The sequence below is a fragment of the Rhodococcus sp. 077-4 genome (genome assembly GCF_047782425.1).
Classification (GTDB): domain Bacteria; phylum Actinomycetota; class Actinomycetes; order Mycobacteriales; family Mycobacteriaceae; genus Rhodococcoides.
Map to the genome: position 1 here is coordinate 319,317 of NZ_JAJPWC010000002.1, position 25,595 is coordinate 344,911.

5 protein-coding genes are annotated in these 25,595 nt (G+C 65.8%); 4 read left to right on the top strand and 1 reads right to left on the bottom strand.

Features of this window, described 5'->3' with window-relative positions:
* Positions 1–3: 3 nt before the first annotated feature.
* Positions 4–1,950, top strand: a complete 1,947-nt coding sequence (locus ACNEOT_RS10935) for an acetoacetate--CoA ligase (RefSeq protein ID WP_415974016.1) — start codon at positions 4–6, stop codon at positions 1,948–1,950.
* On the opposite strand, the gene ACNEOT_RS10940 is transcribed toward ACNEOT_RS10935, so the two are convergent.
* On the bottom strand, positions 1,926–2,360 hold the full coding sequence (locus ACNEOT_RS10940) for an acyl-CoA thioesterase (protein ID WP_366242214.1): 435 nt from the start codon (positions 2,358–2,360) through the stop codon (positions 1,926–1,928). The two genes, ACNEOT_RS10935 and ACNEOT_RS10940, sit on opposite strands and share 25 nt — an antisense overlap.
* Positions 2,361–2,433: 73 nt before the next feature.
* Between ACNEOT_RS10940 and ACNEOT_RS10945 the strand changes: the two genes are divergently transcribed.
* The 3 genes from ACNEOT_RS10945 (at position 2,434) to ACNEOT_RS10955 (ending at position 25,594) form a co-directional block, all read left to right on the top strand.
* The gene (locus ACNEOT_RS10945) at positions 2,434–3,891 is read left to right on the top strand and encodes an amidohydrolase (protein WP_415974017.1); all 1,458 of its coding nucleotides are present in this window, start codon (positions 2,434–2,436) and stop codon (positions 3,889–3,891) included.
* Positions 3,892–3,972: 81 nt separating this feature from the next.
* Entirely contained in the window at positions 3,973–4,398 is a 426-nt protein-coding gene (locus ACNEOT_RS10950) for a PPOX class F420-dependent oxidoreductase (protein ID WP_415974018.1), read from the top strand.
* A 283-nt stretch (positions 4,399–4,681) separates the two neighbouring features.
* Positions 4,682–25,594: a non-ribosomal peptide synthase/polyketide synthase gene (locus tag ACNEOT_RS10955; RefSeq protein WP_415974019.1), complete on the top strand. Its 20,913-nt coding sequence runs from the start codon at positions 4,682–4,684 to the stop codon at positions 25,592–25,594.
* Position 25,595 lies beyond the last annotated feature (1 nt).

The following is a 25,595-nucleotide window of genomic DNA, read 5'->3' on the forward strand; positions in this document are numbered from 1 at the left end:
TTTATGACAACTGCGCTGTGGACGCCGACGGATTCCGATGTCGCCGGGGCTCGGGTGAGCCAGTTCGCGCGGTTCGTCGAGCAACGTCACGAGGTGGTGTTGCCGGACTATGCGGCCCTCTGGCGATGGTCGACCAACGAGCTGCAGCTGTTCTGGCGAGCGGTGTGGGACTTCTTCGACATCCGTTCCGCGGCAGAGCCGAGCGTGGTGCTCGAACAGCGGATCATGCCGGGCGCGCAGTGGTTCCCGGGTACCGAATTGAACTACGTGGACCAGGTGATTCGGCACGCTCGATCCGATCGCGCAGCGATCGTCCACGCCCGCGAAGACGGTTCGACGCGAACCGTGACGTGGGAAGAGATGATCGAACAGGCCGGGGCGCTGGCGAGCACGCTCGCCGACGCGGGAGTCGGACGCGGCGACCGCGTCGTCGGGTATCTCCCGAACATTCCCGAGACGGTGATCGCATTCCTGGCGACGGCGAGCTTGGGAGCGGTGTGGTCCGCGTGTGGGCAGGACTACTCGGCCTCGGCCGCTCTCGATCGATTGGGCCAACTCGAACCCTCGGCACTGATCACCGCCGACGGGTACGTCTACGGCGGAAAGTTCAGAGACAAGGCTGCCGATGTCGCTGCGCTCACGGCGGGGCTCGAGACCCTGCGCGTGGTGGTGACGGTCGGTGAGGCGTCGGGGAATGCAGTGAGCTGGGCCGCCGCTACAGCGGAGCGTCGTGAGTTGGCACCGGTGGCAGTGCCTTTCGATCACCCTCTGTGGATCGTGTTCTCCTCGGGTACCACGGGTCTACCCAAGGGAATCGTGCACGGTCATGGTGGTGTAGTGCTCGAGCACCTCAAATCCGTTGCCCTGCACTCCGATCTGGGTCCCGAGGACGTGTTCTTCTGGTACACCAGTCCCAGCTGGATGATGTGGAACTTCCAGGTCGCGGGTTTGCTCACCGGGTCCACGATCGTGTGCGCCGACGGCAATCCTGCATTTCCGACACCGGACGCGCTGTGGGACATAGCTGCTCGGCTCGGCGTGACCTACCTCGGCACCAGCCCCGGGTACGTTCTCGCGTGTATCAAGGCCGACGCACATCCGGGCACCGATCACGATCTGTCGGCGCTGCAGGCAATCGGCATCACCGGGTCCGCAATGCCTGCGTCGTCGTCGATCTGGTTGTCGGACAACATCGGAGCGCACGTACCGGTCTTCTCCATCTCCGGTGGCACCGACGTGGTGTCGGCGTTCGCCGGGGGAGTACGGACGTCGCCGGTCTGGGCGGGGGAGCTGTCGGTGCCGTTTCTCGGCGTCGCGCTCGACGCCTTCGACGAGGCCGGCGACCCGGTGCGAGGCGCGGTCGGGGAACTGGTCGTCACCGAGCCGATGCCGTCGATGCCGTTGCACTTCTGGAACGACGCCGACGGATCTCGATACCGGGACGCCTACTTCGACACCTATCCGGGGATCTGGCGGCACGGAGATTGGATCACTCTCACCGACCGCGGCAGCGTTCTGGTACACGGTCGATCCGATTCGACACTCAACCGCAACGGAATTCGCATGGGGAGCGCCGACATCTACCAGGCCGTCGAATCACTCGACGAGATCACCGAGGCGCTCGTTCTGGGCATCGAGTTGGCAGACGGCCGTTACTGGATGCCCTTGTTCGTGGTCGTTCCAGACGGTCTCACGGACGAACTGCGCGAACGCATCGAATCGGTCATCAGGACGCAGGCGTCGCCGCGGCACGTTCCCGACGAGATCATCGCCGCGCCTGCGATCCCACACACTCGAACCGGGAAGAAGTTGGAGGTACCCCTCAAGCGGCTGTTTCAAGGTGCCGCTGCTGCAGGAACTCTCGATTCCAGTGCCGTCGACGATGCGGCGGCGTTGGCGTGGTTCGTCGACCGGGCAGCCGAGTTTCAGCGCGTCCAGCGCGCGAGGTAGGCCTTCTCCTCCGGCGCGATGCGGCGCAGGGTCTCGGCACCGACGTCGACCATCGCCATCCGGGTTGTCGCCACCACGGCGGGCGGCGAATCGGGTGCCGCGCCCGCGGCACGTACCTCGTATCCGATGGTGAAATCGACCGCGCGCACCTTCTCGAACCACAGCGTGACATCGAGCGGGCCGTCCGAATGCCGAAGCGGCTTCTTGTACGCGATGGTGACGTTGGCGATCAAGGCACTCTTGATCAGGCTTTCGTTGGCCTCGCCTTCACTGAGCAGCCATTCGATGCGCGCTTCCTCGAGCAGGGTGACCATTCGGGCATGGTTGATGTGCGCGAAGGCGTCCATGTCGGACCAGCGCACCGTCACACTCGCGTGATACCCGACGGGATCGGTCGGCTCTGTCTGCATCGCACCAGGCTCTGTCTGCATTGCTAGAGGATGGCACGCGCGACTGTGAAGACGACGCTCTAGAGTCCCAAAGGTGATTATCGCCAATGTCGCACTGGATGGTTCCGGCGTGCTCTTCGACATCGAACTCGCAGGCTCGGTCATTGCCTCGATCACCCCCGTCGGTACTCGACGCGCATCGGGCGACGACGTGCTCGACGGTGCGGGCGGGGTGGCCCTACCGGGGTTCGTGGACTCTCACGTGCATCTGACGCAGTGGGCGGCCGCGCGGCGGCGAATCGACGTCGGGCCCGCTACGTCTGCTGCCGATGCGGTCGCTCTGGTGTATCCCTATGTTCGGACGGCAGGCGAATCGATCGTGCGCGCCAACGGGTTTCGCGATGCGCACTGGCCGGAGGAGCCACACAAGGACCTGCTCGAGAATGCGCTGCCCGGCGCGCGCATCGCGATGACCAGCATGGACCTGCACACGCTGTGGCTGAGTCCGGCGCTGCTCGCCGATCTGGGAATCGAGCACCCCACCGGGGTGCTGCGTGACGTCGACGGTCTCGAAGCGGTCATGGCACTCGAAGAGCAGGAGGACCCGGCCGAACTCGACCGGGCCGTGCTCGATGCGACCGCCGCACTCGCCGTCCGTGGTGTCACCGGCGTCGTCGACTTCGAGTTCGCCGACAACCGAACGGTGTGGGATCGACGCCTGACGGCCGGCTCTCCTGCCGTGCGCGTGGACACGACGGTGTGGCCGCAATGGCTCGACGAGGCACTCGATCGCGGCGAGCGGACCGGCGACGTGTCGGCGCACTCGGAACTGATCAGGCGGGGCCCGCTCAAGGTGATGCTCGACGGCTCGCTCAACACTCGAACGGCCTGCTGTCACGATCGGTACCCGGGCGTCGACGGCGACGACGCGTACGGGCTGTTGCTCGAAACCAAGGAGACGCTGTTCGACCTGGTTTCGCGAGCGTCGCGCGGAGGCATCGTTGCCGCTGTTCACGCGATCGGAGACCGCGCCAACGGCGTCGCCCTCGATGCGTTCGAGCGCGCCGGCTGCGGTGGCCGAATCGAACACGCGCAACAGTTGGTGCCCGAGGATATCGTGCGCTTCGCGGCGTTGGGCGTCGCGGCGTCGGTGCAACCGCAGCACGCCATGTCCGATCGCGAGATCGCCGAGGATCTGTGGGCCGGACGGCGTTCGGTGGCCTACGGCTACGGCTCGTTGCATCGCAGCGGAGCCACTCTGCTCTTCGGTTCCGACGCCCCGGTTAGTCCGCCGGAGCCGCTGGCAGGAGTCGCGGCGGCGGTGTTCCGTACCGACGACGAACGACCACCGTGGCATCCGGATGAAGCCGTACCCCTCGACGCGGCACTGCGCGCGGCAAGCGGCGGACGCGGGGTGCTTCGAGTCGGAGATGAGGCGGATGTCGTCGTACTCGTCGAACATCCCGAGCATCGCTCGGTGCGTGATCTCGCCGAGACGGAGATCAGGGCCACGATCTGCGCAGGTGCGCTCACGCATGCAGCGGCGGTGTAGGCGTCTCCGGTCGTGCGCGTTTTGCGTAGGCACAGCTACGCAAAACGCGCACGAGGGCGAAGCCCGGGTAGCGTCACTGGGATGACGTCGATCACCGATCCGCGCGTACGCGAGTTTCTGTCCACGGGCACCCGCACCGGCAAGCTCGGGTACCTCGCTTCCGACGGTAGGCCGCTGGTGGCACCGATCTGGTTCGTGGTCGAAGGCGATGTGATCGTGTTCAACACCGGTGCCGACACGGCGAAGGGGAAGTCGATTCGTCGTGACCCCCGCGTCGTGCTGACCGTCGATCTCGAAGAGGCGCCGTACGGGTTCGTCCAGGTGCAGGGTCTCGCGTCGGTCGACGAGGATCCTGCGGAATTGGTGCGTACCGCAACGGAGATCGGTGCCAGGTACATGGGCCGCGAGCGCGCCGAGGAGTTCGGTACGCGGAACGGCGTTCCGGGCGAACTGATCGTTCGGGTGACACCGACCAAGGTCATCGCCGCTTTCGACATGACCGCGTGACGACCGACGATCCCGGCGCGGTCGGCACTGTAGATTGACCGGGTGCCGCGTCGAGTCGAAATGTGTCCGGTGAGCTCGATTCGGGTACCCACCTGTAACGGTCGGGTACGTACACACGGATATGTACTGAAAGGTAACTTCGATTTGTCTCCGGTGAGAAAATAGTCAACGAAGTAAGCAACTTGCTCGACGTGTTCGGTGCCCACCGATCGCTGCCGGTTCGGCAGCCGGTGGGGGCGCATGTGATTGTGGGAAAGAGAGGCTTCGATTGGACCCGCTAGGTGTGGAAGGTGCTGGACACGACGACGACGGAGTCGGCAGTCCTCAGCATTCGTCGTTCCCACTGTCACCGGCCCAATTGGGAATGTGGTTCGCGCAGCACGTGGACCCCTCGGTCCCCGCGAACATCGCCCAATACATCGAGCTGCATGGCGACCTCGACGTGGAGCTTCTCCGCCGGGCTTCCTCGCAGGCCGCACTCGAGCTGCAATCCGGATTCGTGCGCATCGTCGAGATCGACGCCGAGCCCCGGCAGCTCGTCGACCCCACCCTCGACGACTCTCTGAACTACCTGGATCTGCGTGGTGAGGCCGACCCCCGGGCTGCGGCTCTGGCGTGGATGCACGGCGACTACAGCGCGCCGATCGACATTCTCCGAGACCGACTGATCGCTGCGACCGTCCTGCGACTCGAGGACGACGTGTGGTTCTGGTACGAGCGTGTGCATCACGTGGTGCTCGACGGTTTCGGTGCCGTCACGTTCATGAACCGTGCTGCGGAGCTCTACACCGCGGCGGTGGAGGGCACCGAACCGAGCAAGAACCTGGCATCGGACCTGACCAAGGTCTACGACATCGACGTGGCCTACCGCGACTCGACCCGTTTCGAGGCCGACCGCGAGTACTGGGCGTCCCGCATCGACGGTATCGACGGCGTCACCACCCTCGCAGGGCACACGGCTGCGCCCGCGGCGAAGAGCCAGATCGACAGCACAGCTCTGTCCGCCGAGACGATGGAGAAGCTCGAGGCCCTGCGCGCCGAGACCGATACGACGATGGCGACCATCGTCATCGCCGGCTTCGCCGCCTACCTCGCACAGATGACCGGACGCCAGGACGTCGTGCTCTCGCTCCCGGTCACCGCGCGCACCACCGCAGTGCTGCGCCGCTCCGGCGGCATGGTCTCCAACGTCGTGCCCCTGAGGCTCGACGTGGGAGCCGATGCCACCATCGAGACGATGCTCGCACGCGTCAATGCCGAGGTCTCGGGAGCCCTGCGCCACCAGCGTTACCGGCACGAGGACATTCGCCGCGACGCGGGCGGGGCCAGCGGTCAGGCATCGTTCTTCGGTCCGTGGGTCAACATCATGCTGTTCTTCGGCGAGGTTCGGCTCGGGTCGATGGTCGGCGGCATCAACATTCTTTCGACCGGCCTCATCGAGGACTTCGGGCTCAACCTGTACACCAGCGTGGCCGGGTCCATCACCCATATCGACTTCGAGTCCAACCCCAATCTGTACGGACCCGAGCAGTCGGGCCGGAACCACGAACGATTCGTCGACTTCTTCGGCAGGTTCGTGGCGTCGGGACCGAAGGACGCGGTGTGGGATCTGGCACTGACGGACGGTGTCGAACGTGAACTCGTCGTGGCCGAGTGGAACGCGACCGACCACGAGACGGAGCCGCGCACGCTGCTGTCCGCCTTCGAGGCCGCCGCAGCGGCGCACCCCGACGCGACGGCACTGGTGTACGAGGGCGAGTCTCTCTCCTACGGCGCACTCTCGGCACGGGTGAACGGCCTCGCTCGCCACCTGATCGACATGGGCGTCGGCCCCGAGACCCTTGTCGGACTGTCGATCCGGCGCTCGTTCGATCTCGTCGTCGGCATGTACGCGATCGTGGCGGCCGGCGGTGCCTGGGTGCCCATAGACCCCGACCATCCTGCCGATCGCACGGCGTACATCCTCGATTCGGCACAGCCGAGATGCGTGCTCATCTCCTCACGCGACGACGTGCAGCTGCCGAAGGGGACCGAGACGGTCGCGGTGGATCTCGTCGACTGCACCTCGACGTCCTCGGCTCCCGTTCGCGACACCGAACGCATTGCGCCCCTGCGGCTTTCGAACTCCGCCTACGTGATCTACACCTCCGGCTCGACCGGACGGCCCAAGGGCGTTGCGGTCGAGCACGCGGCAATCCACAACCAGATGGAGTGGATGCTGGCGGAGTATCCGATGGACCGATCCGACGTCTACCTGCAGAAGACGGCCACCACCTTCGACGTCTCGCTCTGGGGCTTCTTCCTGCCGCTTCGGGTGGGTGCGACGATGGTTCTCGCTACCCCCGACGGACACCGTGATTCGGTGTACGTGGCCAACAAGATCGCCGAACATCGCGTCACCGTCACCGATTTCGTCCCGTCGATGCTGACGGTGTTCGTGGCCAACGCGCCGACCAACACCTGCAATTCGCTGCGCCACGTGTTCGTGATCGGTGAGGCGCTGCCGGTCGAAACCGCGGCAGCGTTCCGGGCACTGTGCCGATCGGGCCTGCACAACCTTTACGGGCCCACCGAGGCCGCCGTCTCGGTGACCTATCACCCCAGCGGCCCGCAGGACACCCGCACCGTCCCGATCGGTGTGCCCGAGTGGAACACCAGAGCCTTCGTCCTCGACGGCCGGTTGCGCCCCACGCCGATCGGCGAATCCGGCGAGCTGTACCTCGCGGGGGTGCAACTGGCGCGCGGCTACGTGGGCCGACCGGACCTGAGCTCGGATCGATTCGTGGCCAACCCGTTCGGCACCGGCGGCGAGCGGATGTACCGCACCGGCGACCTCGTGCGCTGGCGCAGCGACGGAGTGTTGGACTACATCGGTCGAACCGACTTCCAGGTCAAGTTCCGTGGACAACGCATCGAGCTCGGCGAGATCGAAACGGTTCTGCTCTCCCACGAATCCGTTTCGCAGGCAGTGGTATTGGTGGCGGCCACGGTCACCGGTGACCAACTGGTGGCGTATGTCGTCGCGAGCCCGGGGCACACCATCGAGTCCGCCGCGGCGATCGAGTTCGCCGGTCACGCCCTGCCGTCGTACATGGTCCCTGCAGCGGTTGTCGTCCTCGACGCTCTGCCACTGAACACCAGTGGAAAGCTCGATCGAAAAGCATTGCCGGAACCGGTGTTCAGCAGTGCCAAGAAGTACCGGGCACCGCAGAGCCGAGCGGACTACGTGGTCGCAGGCATCTACGAGGATCTGCTCGGAGCCTCCAAGGTCGGTCTGGACGAGGACTTCTTCGAGCTCGGTGGCAACTCTCTGATCGCCACGCAATTGGTGACCCGCGTCGGTAGTGCTCTCGGAGTGCGCCTCGGTGTCCGCGAGCTGTTCGAGGCTCCCACCGTCGGCGCATTGGCGGCCAGGGCAGAATCTGCGGCCCGCCTCGGAGCGGACACCCCGGTACTGGAATCGAAGGAACGTCCCGAGCGCATTCCGCTGTCGCCAGCGCAGCAGCGTATGTGGTTCCTCAACCGCTTCGATCCCACCACCGCCGTGTACAACCTGCCGTTCAGTGTTCGTCTGACCGGGCCGCTCGACGTGGTCGCCCTGTCGGCCGCATTCGCCGACGTCGTCGACCGACACGAAACGCTGCGCACCGTCTACCCGGAAGTGGACGGCTCACCGGAACAGGTGGTGCTCACCGCAGCGCGCACCCCGGCGACGATCCTGCCGGTCCGCGTCGAGCGCCACGAACTGGGCGGCCGCCTGCACGAGCTGGTCTCGAAGGGATTCGACGTCACCGTCGACACACCCTTCCGAATCGCCCTCTTCGAGATCTCGCCGACCGAGCACGAACTCGCCATGGTGTTGCACCACATCGCCGCGGACGGGGCCTCCTTCGGTCCCTTGGCGCGCGACGTGCTGGTGGCGTACTCGAGCCGAATCAAGGGTCGCCCACCGGAGTGGACGCCGCTCGAGGTTCAGTACGCCGACTACGCCCTGTGGCAACGCGCGGTGCTCGGTCCCGAGACCGACCCGTTGTCGTTGGCATCACGCGAAATCGCGTACTGGAGTGCGACTCTCGAAGATCTTCCGGATCAGCTCACGCTGCCGTCGAGCAGGCCACGTCCGGCCGTGTCCTCGAACGCGGGCAGCAAGTTGCGCGTCGAGGTGCCAGCGCATCTGCACGCCTCGCTGTCGAACCTGGCTCGCGCGAACAACGCCTCGCTGTTCATGGTCATGCAGTCGGCGTACGCGCTGCTGCTCGCTCGGCTCAGCGGCACCACCGACATCGCCATCGGAGCTCCGGTAGCGGGCCGCGGTGAGCCCGCTCTCGACGACTTGGTCGGCATGTTCGTCAACACATTGGTGTTGCGCACCGAGGTCGACCCCGCGCTGTCCTTCGAGGGTCTGCTGGCCCGAGTGCGCGATACAGACCTGTCCGCGTTCGCGCATGCGGACGTGCCGTTCGAGCGCCTCGTCGAGGTGCTGAACCCGGTGCGCTCGACGTCGCGTCATCCGCTGTTCCAGGTCGCGATATCGCTGGAATCGGCCATGTCCCGCGAACTCACCGTCGGTGGTCTACGTGCGGTGGCCGCCGAATTCGACGTCCCCATAGCCAAATTCGACGTACAGCTGTGGCTGACCGAGCATCTCGACGACGGTGCGCCGGCGGGTATCGACGCGGTGTTCGAGTACGCCACAGATCTGTTCGACGCAGATCTCGTCGAGAGTTTCGCCCGTCGCTTCCTGTCCATACTGGACGCGGTCACCACGGACGCGACCGTCCCGGTCGGCGACGTCGCGATCGTCGACGCCGCAGAGTACCGATCCGTGGTGTCGCAGTGGAACGCCTCGGGAGACGATGTCTCTCGCGAGGTGACCCTGGTCGACCTGCTCGATGCAGCGGCCGCGAGCCGCCCCGACGCCGTCGCGGTGCGCTTCGGTGGCTCGTCGACGACGTACGCCGAGTTCGATGCGCACGCCAATCGTCTTGCCCGCGTTCTGATCTCCCACGGTGTCGGCCCCGAAAGCCTGGTCGCCGTCGCGCTGCCGAGGTCGGCGGAACTCATCGTCGCCCTCGTGGCGGTGATCAAAGCCGGTGGTGGTTACCTTCCCGTCGATCCGAGCTACCCGCTCGAACGCGTCGAATACATGCTGGACGACGCGCGTCCGACAACGGTTCTGTTCTCCGGTGCGGACCGAGTCGAGCTGCCGTCCGACGTCGAATCTCGCACCGGCGCAGCATTGCTCGACCTCGACACGCTCGATCTGTCGTCCGTGTCCGACGGTCCGGTCACCGACGAGGAACGAACCCGCCCGCTGCGTTCCGGCAACGTCGCCTACGTCATCTACACCTCGGGTTCGACCGGCCGTCCCAAAGGCGTGATGATTCCGCACCGCAACGTCGTGCGGCTTCTCGACAACACCGACGCGGTCTACGGCTTCGGAGCCGACGACGTGTGGACGATGTTCCACTCCTATGCCTTCGACTTCTCGGTGTGGGAGTTGTGGGGTCCGTTGCTGTACGGCGGCACTCTGGTCGTCGTCGATTACTTCACCTCGCGTTCGCCGGAGGCCTTTCACCGACTGCTCGTCGACGAGCGGGTGACGGTACTCAATCAGACTCCGTCGGCGTTCTACCAACTTTCCGAGGCCGATCGCACCGCGGCCACCGATCGCGGCGAACTCTCGCTGCGCTACGTGATCTTCGGCGGCGAAGCCCTCGAACAACGACGATTGTCCGGGTGGTTCGAGCGGCACGGGTACCGCGCGCCCCAGCTGGTCAACATGTACGGCATCACCGAGACCACCGTGCACGTGTCCTATCGAGCGCTCGAAGGCGCGTCCGTCGAGACGAGTGCCTCGGTGGTCGGCAAGCCGATCGCCGGACTGCGCGTGTTCGTGTTGGACACCCGCCTGCATCCGGTTCCGGTCGGCGTGCCCGGCGAAATGTACGTTGCCGGTGGACAACTCGCCCGCGGTTATCTCGGTCGCCGAGACCTGACGTCGGTGCGGTTCGTGGCGAACCCGTTCGCCACGGGTACCGACGACGGGTCGCTGCTGTACCGAACCGGTGACCTCGCACAGTGGAACGCCGCTGGCGAACTCGAGTACCTCGGACGATCGGACGACCAGGTCAAGGTTCGCGGGTTCCGCATCGAGCTGGGCGAGGTGGAGGCGGCAGTCACCGCTCAGCCGACCGTCACGCAGGCCGCGGTCATCGTCCGCGAGGATTCGCCCGGTGCAGCTCGGCTGGTCGCCTATGTGGTCTCTGCCGCCGTCGAGGGTCGGCCCATCGTCGACATCGACGACCTCAGGACCGGTATCGCCGACGTGCTTCCGGAGTACATGGTGCCGTCCGCGTTCGTCGTTCTCGATGCGATTCCGCTGACCGTCAACGGCAAGCTCGATCGCCGGGCGCTGCCTGCGCCGGTGTTCGAGGTGCGCGAATTCCGTGCTCCGACAACACCGATCGAGGAGATCGTCGCCGACGTCTTCGCCGACGTCCTCGGGGTCGAGCGGGTGGGTCTCGACGACGACTTCTTCGAGCTCGGTGGTAACTCGCTGATCGCCACGCAGGTGGTCTCGCGTCTGGGCGTCGCCCTCGATGCCACCGTCCCGGTGCGCATGCTGTTCGAGGCGTCGACCGTCGCGTTGCTCGCAGTACGGGTGGAGCAGGCGGCAGGGGAGGGCGGGCGCACCGCGCTCGTCGCGACCGTGCGGCCCGCGCGAATTCCGCTCTCGCTCGCGCAGCAACGCATGTGGTTCCTCAACCGCTTCGACGCGGACTCCACGGCGTACAACATCCCGTTCGCGCTGCGCCTGACCGGCGAGCTCGACGTCGCGGCGCTGCAGGTTGCCATCATGGACGTGATCGACCGGCACGAATCCCTGCGCACGGTCTACCCCGACACCGCGGACGGCCCGCAGCAGTCCATCCTCGACGCCGCTCAGACGGTGCCGAATTTGATGCCCGTTCCGACATCGGCGTCCGACATTCAGCGGCAGGTCTTCACCCTGGCATCGACGACCTTCGACGTGACGGTCGACGTTCCGATTCAGGCTCGCCTGTTCGAGATCGGTCCTCGTGAGCACGTCATCGCCATGGTGGTGCATCACATTTCGGCCGACGGATGGTCGATGGGTCCGCTGGCTCGCGACATCATGATCGCCTACGCCTCCCGCACCGCATGGGAGAACCCGGCGTGGTTGCCGCTGGAAGTGCAGTACGCCGACTACAGCCTGTGGCAGCGTTCGGTTCTGGGCTCCGAGGACGACCCACAGTCGCTGATCTCCGGTCAGGTGGACTACTGGGCCGAGATGCTGGCCGGTCTGCCCGATCAACTGGATCTGCCGACCGACCGACCACGTCCGAATCGTCAGTCGTACCAGGGATCGTCGATTCGATTCGACATTCCTGCCGAGGTGCACCGCGGCCTCTCCGCGCTCGCACACACCCACAACGCGTCGCTGTTCATGGTCGTGCACGCAGCATTGGCGGTGCTGCTGGCGCGTCTGTCCGGCACCGAGGACATCGCGATCGGCACCCCGGTCGCAGGCCGCGGCGATGCGGCGCTGGACGACGTGGTCGGCATGTTCGTCAACACCCTCGTGTTGCGGACCGACATCGAGTCGGGGCGGACGTTCTCGGAGCAGATCGGGCGAGCGCGCGAAGTGGCGCTCGGAGCGTTCGGACACGCCGACCTTCCGTTCGAGCGTCTGGTCGAGGTGCTCAACCCGTCGCGTTCACAGGCGCGGCACCCCCTGTTCCAGGTGATGCTCTCGTTCGAGAACCTCACTCGTACGCACGTGGACCTGCCGGGCCTGTCGGTCGACAGCGTCGACCTCGATGCAGAGGTGGCGAAGTTCGACCTGCAGCTGACCGTCACCGAGTCCATCGGAGTCGACGGGCGCGGGCAGGGCATGGCCGCCGAGCTGACCTACGCGATCGACCTGTTCGACGCCGCGACGGTTCGCGGCTTCTCCGAACGTTTCGTACGGATGCTCACCGCGGTGGTCGCAGACCCCTCGGTCTCGGTGGGAGACATCGATCTTCTCGAGGACGGTGAGCGCGAGCGAGTGGTGACGGCGTGGAACCGAACCGAACACGCGGTCCCCGCGGAGCTGACGCTGGTCGATCTGTTCGATCGTCGGGTGGTCGAGACCCCCGATGCGCAGGCGTTGGTGTTCGAGGGTGAGCGGTTGTCGTATGCGGAGTTCGCGGCGCGTGCCAATCGTCTTGCGCGGCATTTGGTGTCGGTCGGGGTGGGGCCGGATTCGCTGGTGGGGCTTGCGATCGGGCGAAGCCTGGATTTGTTCGTGGGTATGTATGCGATCGTGAAGGCTGGAGCCGGGTACGTTCCGATCGATCCGACGCAGCCGGCTGATCGCAACCAGTACATCGTGGCTACGGCGGCGCCGGTTCGGGTGTTGTCGGTGTCGCGTGATCATGTGGAGTTCGCCGGTGTCGAGACGATTGATATCGATGTAGTCGATGTGTCGGATTTGTCGTCGATGCCGTTGACCGATGCCGATCGTGTTGCGCCGCTGCGTGCTTCGAATATCGCGTATGTGATTTTCACGTCGGGTTCGACGGGTCGGCCGAAGGGTGTGGGGGTTTCGCACGAGGCGATCGTCAATCGTTTGTTGTGGATGCAGGCCGAGTACGGGTTGCGTGCCGAGGATGTGGTGTTGCAGAAGACGCCGTCGACGTTCGATGTGTCGGTGTGGGAGTTCTTCTGGGCGTTGCAGAATGGTGCGTCGGTGGTGGTCGCTGTTCCTGATGGTCATCGGGATCCTGTCTATCTGCTCGATGTGATTGCGCACGAACGTGTTTCGGTGGTGCACTTCGTACCGTCGATGATGTCGGTGTTCGTACCCGAAGTGGAGCGGCGCCGCGCATCGGGTGCCTCGCTGCGGTTGGTGTTCGCCTCCGGTGAAGCATTGGCTCCCACCACGGCCCGTGCACTGCGTCGGGCGGTCAAGGACGTAGCGCTGCACAACCTGTACGGGCCGACCGAGGCTGCCGTGGACGTCACGTATCACGCTGTCACGGACGAGGATTCCGACGTGATGCCGATCGGCGCACCGGTGTGGAACACCGCGGTGTACGTGCTGGATTCACGCCTGCAGCCGACCCCCGTCGGCGTCGCAGGTGAGCTCTACCTCGCGGGTACGCAGCTGGCTCGTGGCTACGTGGGACGTTCGGACCTGACCGCCGACCGGTTCGTGGCGCATCCGTTCGCCACCGGCGGCAGTCGCCTGTACCGCACCGGTGACGTCGTGCGGTGGAACCGCAACGGCGAACTGGAATACGTGGGTCGCTCGGACTTCCAGGTGAAGCTGCGCGGCCTGCGCATCGAGCTCGGCGAGATCGAATCGGCACTGCTGGCCCAGCGGTCGATTTCCCAGGCAGTCGTCGTGGTCCGCAACGAACAACTCGTCGGATATCTCGTACCGTCCGGTGTCTCGGTCGATACCGCAGCCGTCCTGGCCGCGTTGCGATCCCGACTGGCCGAGTACATGGTGCCGTCGACGCTGATCGTGCTCGAGGAGTTTCCACTCGGCGCGAGCGGAAAGCTCGACCGTAAAGCGTTGCCCGACCCCGCCTTCGAGGTCACCGAGTACCGGGAACCGACCAACGACATCGAACGCACCGTCGCGGAGGTCTTCGCTCAGGTGCTCGGAGTCGAGCGCGTCGGTCTCGACGACGACTTCTTCGAGCTCGGCGGAAACTCCCTCATCGCAACACAGCTGGTGGCACGGCTCGGGGTTGCCATGGACACCCGTATCGCCGTGCGCGAGCTGTTCGACACCTCCACGGTGGCCGACCTCGCCGCGCGATTGGGCACTCTGGTCGCAACCGGAAGCCGTCCTCCGCTGGTGCCGCAGAAACGGCCGCGTCAGATTCCGCTGTCGCTTGCGCAGCAGCGCATGTGGTTCCTCAACAAGTTCGACGTCGAATCCGCTGCCAACAACATCCCGATCGCCGTGCGACTGTCGGGTCTGCTGGACCGCCGCGCAATGCAGATCGCGGTCGCGGACGTCGTGGCCCGGCAGGAATCCCTGCGCACGGTGTTCCCCGAGACCGATGGCACAGCGCATCAGGTGATCGTCGACGCGGCCTCGGCCACACCCGACCTGACGCCCATCGACATCGCCGCACACGACGTCGCGGATGCGATGAGAGAACTGGCAACCACCGGATTCGACCTGTCGAAGGACTTGCCGTTCCGAACCAGACTCTTCGAGGTCAGTCCCACCGAGCACTTGCTCGTGTTCGTCGTCCACCACATCGCAGCCGATGGATTCTCGCTCGGACCGCTCACCCGCGACGTGATGAACGCATACGCGGCTCGCTCGACCAACCAGGAGCCGTTCTGGTCTCCGCTACCGGTCGACTACGCCGACTACAGCCTGTGGCAGCGAGAGGTACTCGGTTCCGAGGACGACCCGCAGTCGGTCGTCTCGCAGCAGATCGATTACTGGACGACCGCGCTGGCAGGCCTGCCGGATCAGCTCGACGTGCCGTCCGATCGGCCCAGGCCCGTCGTGGCGTCGAACAGTGGTGCGCTGGTGCGGTTCTCGATCGACGAGGATCTGCACCGAGCCCTGATCGATTCCGCTCGAGCTGAGAACGCCTCGCTGTTCATGGTGGTGCACACGTCGTTGGCAGTTCTGCTGTCGCGGCTGTCCGGGGAGTCCGACATCGCGATCGGTACCCCGGTCGCGGGCCGCGGCGAGGCCGCCCTCGACGACCTGATCGGCATGTTCGTCAACACCCTCGTGCTACGGACCGAAATCGACACAGCGCGACGATTCGACCAGGTTCTCGCCGACACCCGCGAGACGGATCTGTCGGCACTCGCCCATGTCGACGTCCCGTTCGAGCGGTTGGTCGAGATTCTCAACCCCGTTCGATCCACGGCGCGTCATCCTCTCGTGCAGGTGGTACTCGCGTTCCAGAACCTCGGGCAGAAAGATCTGGAACTGCCGGGACTGTCGGTATCCACCGTCGATTTCGAAACCGTGGTCTCTCTCTTCGATCTCCAATTCACCTTCGTGGAGAAGATCGGTCCGGCCGGTGCTCCGCAGGGCATGATCGTCGACGTCACGTACGCCACGGATCTGTTCGACGAGGACACCGTCCTCGTCCTGTGTGAGCGGTTGGTCACCGTCCTCGGGTCGGTCGCGGAGAACCCTGCGGCCGTCGTCGGCGAGATCGAGCTTCTCGACGACAACGAACGCAGTCGAGTTCTCCGTGCGTGGAACGACACCGAGATCCCCGTCGATCGCTCACAGACCTTGGTCTCGTTGTTCGCAGCCCAGGTCGAGAAGACTCCGGACGCAACAGCTCTCGTATTCGAGGGCAAGTCGCTGACGTACGCGGAGTTCTCGAGACGTGTCAACCGACTCGCTCGCGTGCTGATCACGCAAGGGGTCGGGCCGGAGACGTCGGTTGCCGTCGCCGCGCGCCGGTCGATCGAGCTGCTGGTCGCCATTCATGCCATCGTGACGGCCGGCGGCGCATACGTCCCCATCGATCCTGACCAGCCTGCCGAACGTACCGGCCACATTCTCGACACCGCGAGTCCGGTCTGCATTCTGACGACCGGACGCGACGGGTTCTCTCTCGGCTCCGACGTCCCCGTCCTGGATATTGCCGAAAGCTCCGCCGACGGTCTCGATGTGTCGGACGCTCCGATCGGTGATGCGGATCGACGCGGTCCACTGCTGCCGTCGAACGCCGCATACGTCATCTTCACCTCGGGCTCCACCGGTATCCCCAAGGGTGTTGCGGTGACGCACATGTCCATCGTCAACCGCCTGTCGTGGATGCGGGAGCACTTCCCCCTCACGGCCGACGACGTGATGTTGCAGAAGACCCCGGTGACATTCGACGTGTCGGTACCGGAGCTGTTCTTCCCGTTGCAGATCGGTGCGACGTTGGTGATCGCGAAGCCGGACGGTCACCGTGACCCGACCTACCTCGTCGACCTCATCGTCGAACAGTCCATCACCGCTGCTCATTTCGTGCCTGCACTGCTCGAGGTGTTCGTGGGAGAGGGCGGTGTTTCGCGCGCCGAGTCGTTGCGGATGGTGTTCGCATCCGGTGAGGCGCTGTCGGCCGGCGTGGGGGCTCGACTCCGCGCGGTGTTGCCGAACACAACGCTGCACAATCTGTACGGACCGACCGAGGCTGCGGTCGAGGTGACCTCGTACGACGTGACCGAGGCCGACGTCGACGTGGTGCCGATCGGTGCCCCGGTGTGGAACACCCGGACATACGTGCTGGATTCACGCTTGCGCCCGGTCGCTCCCGGAGTCGCAGGAGAACTCTATCTCGCGGGTGTTCAGCTGGCGCGTGGCTACCTGGACCGTCCCGACCTGACCGCCGATCGATTCGTCGCCGACCCGTTCGGCGGGCGCGGCGACAGAATGTATCGCACCGGCGACCTGGTGCGGTGGCGTGACGAGAACCGTTCGGGTGCCACCGGATCGGGTGGGGTACTGGAATACCTGGGCCGCACCGACTTCCAGGTCAAGCTTCGCGGCCTGCGCATCGAACTCGGTGAGATCGAAACCGTGCTGCGGCACCATCCCGGTGTCGGATCGGCTGTGGTGCTTGTTCATTCGAGCGAGGTGACCGGTGATCAACTCGTGGCATATGTCGTGCCGACCCCAGGGTCGACGCTGGACCCGGCCGAGCTGACCGACACCGCCGCTGCGTCGCTGATCTCGTACATGGTGCCTGCGGCGTTCGTCGTGCTCGATTCCTTGCCTCTCACGCCGAGCGGCAAGCTGGACCGCCGGTCGCTCCCGGATCCGCAGATTGTCACGCGCGAGTTCCGAGCACCGAGCACGCACACGGAAACAGTTGTGGCAGAGGTGTTCCGCGATGTCCTCGGCATCGACAAGGTGGGTGCCGACGACGAGTTCTTCGCTCTCGGCGGGAACTCGCTCGTCGCCACCAGGGTGGCGTCGAGAATCGGTGCGGCACTGGACACCACGGTGACCGTTCGGACCATCTTCGAGGCCTCGACCGTGTCTGCCCTGGCGGCCAAGCTCGACGAGCTCTCGGGTTCCGGACGTCGAATCCCGCTGCTTCGTAGCGACCTACCGGATGTGGTTCCGCTCTCGCTCGCGCAGCGCCGGATGTGGTTCCTCAACCGGTTCGATGCCGAGTCCGCGACAGAAAATCTCCCCGTCGCCATCGAGCTGAGCGGCAATCTCGACGTACCCGCTCTGCGCGCGGCAGTAGCCGACGTCGTCGAGCGGCACGAGTCGTTACGAACGGTCTACCCGGAAGTCGACGGTGTCGCTTCTCAGGTGATCGTTCCGGCGAACCAGGTGGTTCCCGACCTGACTCCGGTCGCCGTCACCACGGCACAGCTACCGTCCGAGCTCGAGGCTCTCGCCATGGGCGGGTTCGACGTCACCACCGCGGCGCCGCTGCGCGCCGCCCTGTTCGAGCTGGAACCGGACCGCCACGTCCTGGCGTTGGTCACCCATCACATCGCCGCAGACGGCTTCTCGATCGGGCCCATGACCCGAGACCTGATGGTCGCGTACGCAGCTCGCAGCGCGGGCACCGAGCCGGGTTGGGCTCCGCTCGCCATTCGCTACGTCGACTACACCCTGTGGCAGCAGGCCGTTCTCGGTTCCGAGGACGATCCGAACTCACCGGTCTCGAACCAGATCCGGCACTGGACTCGTGCTCTGTCTGCACTACCGGACGAAGTCACCTTCCCCGGCGATCGCGCGCGACCGGACCGATCGTCGTATCGCGGTGGGAACATCACGCTCGCCCTCGACGCCGACACGCACGGCCGACTCGGCGACGTGGCCCGCGCCAACCAGAGCTCACTGTTCATGGTGTTGCATTCCTCGCTCGCCGTGCTGTTGGCACGACTGTCCGGTGAGACCGACATCGCGATCGGCACCCCGGTCGCAGGTCGCGGTGAGGCTGCGCTCGACGACGTCATCGGCATGTTCGTCAACACGCTGGTGCTGCGGACCGATATCGATCACGGCGACGCGTTCACCGATCTCCTCACTCGAACCCGTGACACCGACCTGTCGGCGTTCGGCCACGCCGAGGTGCCGTTCGAGCGTCTCGTCGAGGTACTCGACCCACCGCGGTCGGCGGCTCGACACCCGCTGATCCAGGTGATGCTCACGGTGCAGAACATGGAGCAGACCGAGCTCGAACTTTCCGGCCTGACCGTGCGCGGAGTCGATCTGGACGTGGAAACGGCCAAGTTCGACGTCCAGTTCACCTTCACCGAGAACCATGTCGACGGCGGCATGACCGTCGACGTCACCTTCGCCCGCGATCTGTACGACGAGAGCACCGCGCTGGCCTTCGGGCAACGACTGATTCGCCTCCTGGAGTCCGTGGCAACCGACCCGAGTCAGCGTGTCGGCGACATTCCCGTGATGGACGACGCCGAGCGTGGCCGCGTCCTCGCACTGGCGCAGGACGCACCGGCCGTCGCCGATTCGCTGGACACGATCGTCGACCTGTTCGCCGCTCGGGTCGCCGAGGACCCCGACGCACCCGCTGTCGTCTTCGAGGGTGTCTCCCGGAGCTACCGAGAGCTCGACGAATCTTCGACGGCGTTGGCGAGAGTGCTTGCCGCCCAGGGCGTCGGGCCGGAGTCCCTGGTGGCCGTCGTGCTGCCACGCACCGCCGACCTCGTGGTGGCGCTGCTCGCGGTACTCAAAGCGGGGGGTGCCTACGTCCCCGTCGATCCGTCGTACCCGGCCGACCGCATCGAGTTCGTGCTCACCGATTCTCGGCCGGTGGCCGTCCTGACGTGGTCCGGTGTCGAGGTCGCGCTTCGTGCCGATCTGCCCAGGATCGACATCGACACCGCCACGACCGAGTTCGCCGCGTCGGCGGGCGATCCGATGCGTGCGACGGCGGCCTCGACTGCCTACGTCATCTACACCTCGGGCTCGACGGGCAAGCCCAAGGGCGTGCTGATCCCGCACCGCAACGTCGTGCGACTGTTGGCGAACACCCAGCAGCACTTCGGTTTCGGTCGCGACGACGTGTGGACGCTGTTCCACTCCTTCGCGTTCGACTTCTCGGTCTGGGAACTGTGGGGCCCGCTCACCACGGGTGGCTCCGTCGTCGTGGTCGACTACTTCACCTCCAGGTCGCCGGAGGCACTGCGCGAGTTGCTCGTTCGCGAGCGTGTCACCGTCCTCAATCAAACTCCGTCCGCGTTCTACCAGCTCGATCAGGTCGATCGCACTGCAGGCTCGGCCGCCGATTACTCGCTGCGGTACATCGTGTTCGGCGGTGAGGCGCTGGAACTGCGGCGACTGTCCGGTTGGTTCGAGCGACACGGCGACAACTCCCCGCAGCTGGTCAACATGTACGGCATCACCGAGACCACCGTCCACGTCACCTATCGTCGCGTGGACGCGCAAGCGGCCGCCGAGGCATCGGGATCTCTTGTGGGACACGCGATTTCCGGGTTGTCGGTGTACGTCCTGGATTCGCGGCTCTCGCTGGTACCGGCAGGCGTTCCGGGCGAAATGTACGTCTCCGGTGGTCAGGTGGCCCGCGGGTACCTCGGTCGAGCCGGGCTGAGCGCGACGAGATTCGTTGCGGATCCCTTCGCAGGCGACGGGTCGGTCCTGTACCGCACCGGCGATGTTGCTCGGTGGTCCACGGACGGCGAACTCGAGTTCGTCGGCCGCGCCGACGATCAGGTCAAGATCCGCGGCTTCCGCATCGAGCTGGGCGAGGTCGAGTCTGCAGTTGCCTCGGCTCCGGCCGTCGGGCAGGCAGCGGTGATCGTCCGCGAGGACACCCCTGGCGCCGCGCGCTTGGTTGCCTACGTCGTTCCCGCCGCCGATTCGGCGATCGACATCGACCTCGTCAGGGCAGCGGTGGGGGAGAACCTCCCCGAGTACATGGTGCCCTCGGCCTTCGTGGTGCTCGATGCGATTCCGTTGACCGCCAACGGAAAACTGGACCGACGAGTCCTGCCCGAACCGGCTGCTCGGACTCGTGAGTTCCGGCCCCCGACAACTCCGGTGGAGAACATGGTCGCCGACGTCTTCGCCGACGTTCTCGGCGTCGACCGGGTCGGCCTCGACGACGACTTCTTCGAGCTCGGTGGCAATTCGCTGGTGGCAACGCAGGTGGTGTCCAGGCTCGGGGCGGCCGCGAACACGACCGTTCCCGTTCGTGCTCTGTTCGAGGCACCCACGGTCGCGGCTCTGGCAGCGCGAGTCGAACAGGGTTCGGGCGCAGCCGCGCGTCCGGCGCTGGTGGCGTCGACCCGACCGGGTCGGGTGCCGCTCTCCCTTGCGCAGCAACGGATGTGGTTCCTCAACCGCTTCGACTCACAGTCCACGGCGTACAACATTCCGTTCGCGCTTCGGCTCAGCGGACAGCTCGACGTCGACGCGTTGCAGCGAGCCGTCTCCGACGTGATCGAGCGGCACGAGACGTTGCGCACGGTGTACCCGGATTCACCCGAGGGGCCGCATCAGGTGATCGTGCCGATGTCCCAGGTACCCACCACACTCGCGGTGATCGACACCGACGCGGAGTCGGTGACCGCGACGGTCCTCGGGCTCCTGACGGCGACGTTCGACGTCACCGAGCAGATTCCGCTGAAGACTGCGCTGTACCGAGTCTCGGACACCGAATTCGTACTCGGAATGGTCATCCACCACATCAGCGCCGACGGTCTGTCGGTGCTGCCGTTGTCCACCGATGTCATGACCGCGTACGCAGCCCGCACCCGCGCCTCCGAGCCGGCGTGGGCACCGTTGCCGGTGCAGTACGCCGACTACGCGGTGTGGCAGCGTCAGGTCCTCGGTGCCGAGGAGGACGCGGAATCAATTGCTGCGCAGCAGATTCGGTATTGGGAAACCGCGCTGGCGGAGCTGCCCGAGCAGATCGACCTTCCCCTCGATCGGCCGCGGCCCGCCGAGCAGACCTTCCGAGGCCGCCGCATCGATTTCCGGATCGACGCCGCTGCGCACGCGCGGTTGACGGAACTGGCGCGCGCACACAACGCGACGGTGTTCATGGCGGTGCACGCGGCCTTCGCAGTGCTGCTCTCGCGCATGTCGGGATCGTCGGACATCGTGGTGGGAACGCCGATCGCGGGCCGCGGTGAGGCCGAGATCGAAAATCTCGTCGGCATGTTCGTCAACACGTTGGTGCTGCGGCTCGACGTGCCGGGCGGCGCCAGCTTCGAGGACCTCCTCGATGCGGCTCGCGAAACCGACCTGCAGGCCTTCGCCAACTCCGACATCCCGTTCGAGCGGCTCGTCGAGGTCGTCAACCCGACCCGGTCGACCGCGCGTCACCCTTTGTTCCAGGTCGGTTTCTCGTTCCAGAACTTCGCGCGTCGAGACTTCGAACTCGACGGGCTCGAGATCTCGGCCCTGGACACCGAATCCGGAAACTCCCAGTTCGACCTGCACTTGATCGTCTCCGACGCCCCGCGCGACGACGAGGCCCAGCACGACGACCAGGCACCGGGCGGTTTCGATGCGCTGTTGACCTACGCCACGGATCTGTTCGACGAGCGCACCGCTCGCTCGCTCGTGTCTCGATTCGAGGCGGTACTCGAGGCGGTCGTGGAGTCGCCGTCGACCCCGGTCGGAGACCTCGATCTGTTCCTCGACGGTGAGCGGCCCGCCGTAGTCGACGAGTGGAACGCGACCGACCACGACTTCGGCGACTCCGCCGCGACGTTGCCGGACCTGTTCGTCGCATCGGCCGAGCGCGATCGCGACGCCGTCGCTCTCGTCCACGACGACGGCACGCTGACGTACGGCGAGTTCACCGAGCGGGTCTCGCGTCTGGCGCGCTACCTGATCGACCGCGGTGTGGGACCGGAAGTGCTGGTGGGACTTGCCATTCGCCGTTCGGTGGATCTGCTTGTCGGCATGTACGCCATTTCCATGGCGGGTGGGGTCTACGTCCCGATCGATCCGGATCAGCCTGCCGAGCGCAACGCACTCGTGTTGGACACAGCGGCTCCGCTGTGTGTAGTGACCTCGGGCGAGGTGGGCCCCGAGATCTCCGCTGCTGCACCGATCGTCGATCTGACGCAGCTCGATCTGTCGAGCTGTTCGAATGCTCCGGTGGACGCCTCCGAGCGCGGCGCTGTGCTCTCGGCCGACAACACTGCCTACGTCATCTTCACCTCCGGCTCGACCGGTCGACCCAAAGGCGTGGCGGTCTCGCACGGCGCAGTGGTCAACCAGTTGAACTGGCTGCGGTCGGAGTACCGACTCGACGAGACCGATGCTTCGCTGCTCAAGACCGCCGCGACCTTCGACCTGTCGGTATGGGAGTTCTGGTCACAGCTGACCTCGGGTGGCCGTCTCGTTCTCGCGAACGCCGAGGGGCATCGCGATCCCGACTACGTGCTCACGCTGATCCGTCGGCACGCGGTGACGACGGTGCACCTGGTGCCGTCGACGTTGTCGATGCTCACTGCCGTTGCCGCAGGCGAACTGTCGCCCGATCTGCGTCGTGTCCTGGCAATCGGTGAAGCACTGCCTGCTGCGATAGCACAGGATTTCCGACGCCACAACGGTTCCGCCGAGCTGCACAACCTCTACGGCCCCACCGAGGCAGCCGTATCGGTGACCGCGCACGAGGTCACCGATGCCGACATCGCCACCGTGCCGATCGGCGTGCCCGAGGCCAACACCACCGTGTTCGTACTGGACTCTCGTTTGCATCCGGTTCCTGCCGGTGTCACCGGCGAGCTCTACCTTGCCGGTGCGCAATTGGCGCGAGGATATTTCGGGCGGTCCGATCTCACGGCCGAGCGATTCGTGGCGAATCCGTTCGACGCCGACGGAACACGGATGTACCGCACCGGCGACCTCGTGCGCTGGCGGGTACCGCTCGTCGACGCCGAACCGGCAGCGGCGCGTCTGGAATACATCGAGCGAGCCGACTTCCAGGTCAAGATTCGCGGATTCCGCATCGAGCTCGGCGAGATCGAGGCAGCCCTGCGCACTCAGGTGCCGGTGGCCGAGACCGCCGTCGTCGTGCACACCGGCGAATCCACCGGGGACCAGTTGGTCGCCTACGTCGTCGGACAGTCGGGAGCCGTCCTCGACGTGGGGAACGTCGAGGCCGAACTTGCTCGCGCCGTGCCGTCGTACATGGTGCCGGCAGCGTTCGTCGTCCTGGACGCGCTCCCTCTCAACGCCAACGGCAAACTGGATCGAAAGGCATTGCCCGACCCGCAGTTCGAGGCCGCCGAGTTCCGCGCGCCGGTCACCCCGATCGAGGAGATCGTCGCGACGACCGTGACGGAACTGCTCGGACTCGACCGCGCCGGACTCGACGACGACTTCTTCGCGCTCGGTGGGAACTCCTTGATCGCAACGCAGTTGGTCTCGAGGCTGGGGCAAGCACTCGACGCCCAGATCCCGGTGCGAGCCGTGTTCGCGGCGTCCACCGTCGCGGGTCTTGCCGCGCACATCGCCCCGCTCGTCGGCGGCGGTGCGCGCCGAGAGCTGACCGTTCGTGAGCGTCCGGATCTGCTGCCGCTCTCGATCGCTCAGGAGAGAATGTGGACGATCAACCGGATCGACCCGGGTTCGTCGGCATACAACATTCCTGTCGCCGTCCGGTTGACCGGCGTACTCGACATCGACTCTCTGCGCGGAGCATTCGACGACGTACTCGGACGCCACGAGATCCTGCGGACGGCGTACCCGGACTCGGTGGACGGTCCGGTGCAGCAGATCGGTGCCGTCGCCGAGGTGGGGGTCGACCTGACACCCGAGCGAGTGCAACCGGACGCGGTGATCTCCCGACTGACCGAGATCCTCGGTGCCGGGTTCGACGTCACGAAGGCCGTTCCGGTACGGGCCGCGTTGCTGCAGGTCGGTGACAACGAACACGTACTCGCCGTGGTGGCCCATCACATTGCCGCCGACGGCTTCTCGATGGGTCCGTTGGTCCGCGACGTCATGGTGGCGTACACCGCGCGGGTCGCGGGGGAGATGCCGGCGTGGACGCCGTTGCAGGTCCAGTACGCGGATTTCGCGCTGTGGCAGCGGGACGTGCTCGGCAGCGAGAGCGACCCCGAGAGTCCGCTGGCGAAGCAGCTGGCCTACTGGACGACCGAGTTGGCAGGAGCGCCGGAACAGTTGGCGCTTCCTCTGGATCGGCCGCGACCGCCTCGCCCGACGATGCAGGGTGCCTCGTACGAATTCTCGTTCGGTACCGCCATCGCGTCGGCGATCGAGAAGATCGCTCGCGAACACGGTGCGACGACGTTCATGGTGGTGCACAGTGCGTTCGCCGTGCTGCTCTCGAGGCTGAGCAACTCCTCCGACATCAGCATCGGCACACCCACTGCAGGCCGCGGCGAGAGGCAACTCGACGAGCTCGTCGGCATGTTCGTCAACACGCTGGTATTGCGTACACGACTCGATCAGAGCGGCACGTTCGTCGACCTGTTGCAGCAGGCCAAGGACAAGGACCTGGCGGCGTTCGGGCACGCGGACGTCCCCTTCGAGCGGCTCGTCGACGCATTGGGCCGGGCGCGGTCGAGTGCCTACACTCCGCTTTTCCAGGCGATGCTGACGTTCCAGAACCACGCGACCGGAACGTTCGAGCTGCCGGGTCTACAGGTGCAGGCCCTGCCCGCGGGCGAGGACCAGGCCAAGTTCGATCTGCAGCTGACTGCCGTCGAGAGCTTCGACGACACCGGGGCATTGCGCGACATCGAGGCGACGTTCACGTACGCGACGGCGATCCTCGACGAGTCGTCGATAGCGATATTCGCCGATCGACTGCTGCGGATTCTCGATGCCGTCGTGTCGGATCCGGATGTGGTGTTGCGGTCCATCGACATCCTCTCGGACGAGGAGAAGGCAGAGTTCGCACCGCGAACCAAGCCCAAGACGGCCGACGATCTACCCGAGCTCATTGCCCGGGCAGCGACCGCCGCACCCGGTGCGATTGCCCTCGAACACGAGTCGACGACGGTCGATTTCGCGGCGCTGCACGACAAACTGGCACAGATGTCGGCAACGATGGGCTCGGCTATGAAGCCGCAGGCTCTGGTGACGGTCACGCTGTCGGCGCTGATTCCGGGTATCTTGCCGGCCCTCGGTGCGGAGGGGCTGACCACCGCTCTGGCATCGTTGATCGAACGGGCGGAGTCGGTGATCGCGTCGTCGTGAC

Coding starts and splice junctions, on each gene's coding strand:
- ACNEOT_RS10935 (WP_415974016.1), top strand. CDS start 4: ATGACAACTGCGCTGTGGACGCCGACGGATTCCGATGTCGCCGGGGCT.
- ACNEOT_RS10940 (WP_366242214.1), bottom strand. CDS start 2,360: ATGCAGACAGAGCCGACCGATCCCGTCGGGTATCACGCGAGTGTGACG.
- ACNEOT_RS10950 (WP_415974018.1), top strand. CDS start 3,973: ATGACGTCGATCACCGATCCGCGCGTACGCGAGTTTCTGTCCACGGGC.